Below are 2,975 nucleotides of genomic sequence, written 5' to 3'. Positions count from 1 at the left end.
AGACCCGAACGGGCTCGACGAGGGTCGACGGCGGTGACAATGCTGTGGTGGTGATCGCAATAGACGCGATCCGTCGAAGTTGGCCCAGCACAAAAACGGTAACCGCCGGGTACTGCCGGGTCTTCGCTCACCGGAAAGCGGCACTGATAGAGGCCCAGCTGAATGAGGGGGACGTCTCTCGAAGTTGGTCTGATATTTTCAGGCATGATGGTTTCAGTTCCTGGTTCATAGCCATTGCCGGCTGATGGCCACAGTACGACCGCGTCAGGGCGAGCTTCTCACGTTTTGGAGGGCAATGGGTAACCATATGGTGTTGGTCGCAGCGTCAATGAAGCCCGCCGCCTTGCTTTCGGAGGCCAATTGTTTGCGACTTAAGGCCACACCTGGTGCTGGCGTGCGGTTGACAGCGCGAAGGCGCTCGGCGGCGATGTCGCCGTCCCTCTGATCGTGGCCGTAACTCCGCCCCGGGTTCATGGCAGGCGGGGCGGGGGGTGGCATCTGGAGCCCCCATCAGGAGCGCCCGGCCGACACATGGTTCACAGTTCGGGACCTCCTCATAGCCGGCCTGTCTCGCCCCCAAAACCCAAATCGCTCCGAAGGACGGAGTTCGACCCAACGTGCGAATGGCAGCAAGCCTCCATCTCGGTCATTGGGCCGAGTTTTGCGGGTAGCCAGAAGCAGACATCGCGAATGAACATGCTGGAAGTCGTAGTCATTCCGCTACGGCCAGTGATGTGCAGACCTGATAGGGTGGCTCACCACAAGCGAAGAGGTGGCAGTTCGCGAATTGGTCGACGCCTTCCCTTGCAAGAGCGACATTGTCGTCGTTTACCAAAACTCGGGCTGTGCACTCACGGTCTCATCGGTATCGGCGGGGCCGCGAATCTATGGTAAGCCGCGGCTCAACCAACCAAAGGAGGAAACCTGTGAGCGAACCGACCGTGGCCCAGGCGACCGAAAGTATCTATGCCTCGCTCCGGGCGGACAATGCCGACATCGACGCCCATATCGGGACGCTTAAGGAGGCGCTGGCACGAGAAGGGATAAAACAGGCGGTGTTCGATCCGACCAAGTTGGCGCAGAGCAACCGTTCGGGCCGCAAGTTGATGCAGGCTTATTTTCGGCAGCGCGGCGTGAGCGTCAGGTTTTCGGACTAGTAGCGCCGCGTGCGGGTGATCTCAAGCGCGGCCTCGTGAAAGCTGACATGCCATGACCACGCCGCAGATCCCGTTTGCGGTAGAAGCGCACATCGCAAGCACAACAACATCCGCCAAGCCGTCAGGCGGTGTCATTGACGCACTCTGCCGCTGGCATGTTAACGCCAGGTTTGAAAATGATTGCATGCGAGCTGGTCTGGCAACCGGCTGCAACGACCGAGACGCGCCAACCGCCGTCCCGGCCATGTCGCTCTGCAAGTAGCGTGAGACCGCGCTGGTGAGCGTCGTACGTCGTCGCCCTGGCGGGGAAATCGGCTCCACCAATTTCATTGCACGACGTGATTTGGCCGATAGTATTGCAATACATGGTTCCCCGCGTGTGCACGCCAGGGTTAACCTGGGTAGCCATCGATTGCGGAATCTCTTTGAACGATGCGATTTTGCATTGATCGACGGCCGCTACCGTCGCCATAGGGCCGCACCGGCCCGCCAATATGCGCCCTGGCGCAGGCCTTGTTGCCCCATCCCTGCACCTGGATGTTCTCCTCGGCGTATGGCGGGATCTGAGCAACGACGAGGAATATCCGCTGATGGTGTGGGCCTTCGCAAAGAAGGTGTGACTGCGGAGCCGATCGGCGATCTCCAGCATCCACGTTGCGAACGACTGCAATGCGCCCCCATGTCAACCGCAGAGGGTGCCCTTGCCGCTGCCCAAATGCAGACTTCGCCGAGGGCGAAGCTGTAGGTCGCGGCGCGGACTAAGCCGGATTTTTCCAGCGCGTTCCCTAACCGCTCGTTCGCGCCCTAGCCGGAGTCGACCCATTCGCAAAGTTGAAGCCGTTTGCATGGGGAGCCTGAAAGCTCCCCTGCTGCCCTTAGCGTCGTTGCGAACAATCGCCAGTACAGAAATTGCAGGGCGAGCGATCAGCGCTTGTCCGCCGGCTGGCCGCTGGTCGTCGAAGGGGTGCGGGCGACGACCTTGATCTCGAAATCAAAGCCGGCAAGCCAGTTGACGCCTACTGCCGTCCAGTTCGGATAGGGAGGTCCGCCGATCTCTTCCGCCCGAACGGCCAGCACCGTTGCGATCTGGTCGTCCGGGTCAGTGTGGAAGGTGGTGACGTCGACCACGTCATCGAATCTACACCCGGCGGCGGCCAAGACCGCGCCAGAGACGGTCGCCCGCTTCGGCGGGTTTGTCGCCAAGTACATGGGCGATGGGGTCCTGGTATATTTCGGCTTCCCGCAGGCGCATGAGGACGCCGCGGAGCAGGCGGCGCGAGCCGGCCTTGCGCTTGTCGAAGCCGTCCCGCGTCTTCAAGGGTCGGAACCGTTGCGAGTTCGCATCGGCATCAGCACCGGGCAGGTTGTCGTTGGCGACCTAATCACCTCCGGCGAAGGGCAAGAGCGCGGCGTCGTAGGCGAGACGCCAAACCTCGCTGCTCGCCTGCAAACTCTTGCCGAACCCAACGTGGTCCTGATCGCACAGCAAACGCGCCAGCTCCTCGGCGACCTGTTCGATTACCGCGATCTTGGCGCCATTGAGGTGAAAGGATTTGCAGGGAAGGTCCACGCCTACCAGGTAGTTGCCGAGAGCGCCATCGAAAGCCGGTTCGAGGCGCTGCACGGGGCGACCCCCACGCCATTGGTCGGGCGCGACGAGGAGTTCGACCTGCTGCAGCGCCACTGGCAGCGCGCGAAAGGTGGCGAAGGCCGCCTGGTGCTGCTCTCGGGCGAGCCGGGCATTGGCAAGTCGCGTCTCACCGTCGCCTTGCAGGAGCGCCTCGCGAACGAGCCGCACACGCGCTTGCGTTATTTCTG

The 2,975-nt window shown here is 61.8% G+C and carries 3 protein-coding genes and 2 pseudogenes; 3 read left to right on the top strand and 2 right to left on the bottom strand.

Annotation, left to right across the window (positions count from 1 at the left end):
* Window positions 1-245: hypothetical protein (locus tag EH240_RS40365; protein WP_245436703.1), on the top strand; the 245-nt coding region annotated here is incomplete at its 5' end.
* Window positions 246-887: 642 nt separating this feature from the next.
* Window positions 888-1,157: a hypothetical protein gene (locus EH240_RS36570; protein ID WP_167484324.1), complete on the top strand. Its 270-nt coding sequence runs from the start codon at window positions 888-890 to the stop codon at window positions 1,155-1,157.
* A gap of 467 nt (window positions 1,158-1,624) precedes the next feature.
* Here the strand turns inward: EH240_RS36570 and EH240_RS40305 are convergent.
* Both EH240_RS40305 and EH240_RS36555 read right to left on the bottom strand, forming a co-directional pair.
* Window positions 1,625-1,699 (bottom strand): annotated as a pseudogene (locus EH240_RS40305) (SAM-dependent methyltransferase); the annotation flags it as partial.
* 382 nt (window positions 1,700-2,081) lie between these two features.
* Window positions 2,082-2,321 (bottom strand): annotated as a pseudogene (locus EH240_RS36555) (Rid family hydrolase); the annotation flags it as partial.
* Between EH240_RS36555 and EH240_RS36550 the strand changes: the two are divergent.
* Window positions 2,272-2,975 (top strand): adenylate/guanylate cyclase domain-containing protein (locus tag EH240_RS36550; protein WP_245436702.1); only part of this gene is annotated, 704 nt, incomplete at its 3' end. The pseudogene EH240_RS36555 and the gene EH240_RS36550 overlap by 50 nt on opposite strands.

Source organism: Mesorhizobium tamadayense (assembly GCF_003863365.1).
GTDB lineage: Bacteria > Pseudomonadota > Alphaproteobacteria > Rhizobiales > Rhizobiaceae > Mesorhizobium > Mesorhizobium tamadayense.
The sequence above is the reverse complement of the archived record's forward strand: the minus strand, read 5'-3'. Positions and strand labels throughout refer to the sequence as shown.

What these genes read in the sequence shown, in the direction of transcription:
- EH240_RS36570 (WP_167484324.1), top strand. Translation starts at nt 888, where the DNA reads ATGGTAAGCCGCGGCTCAACCAACCAAAGGAGGAAACCTGTGAGCGAA.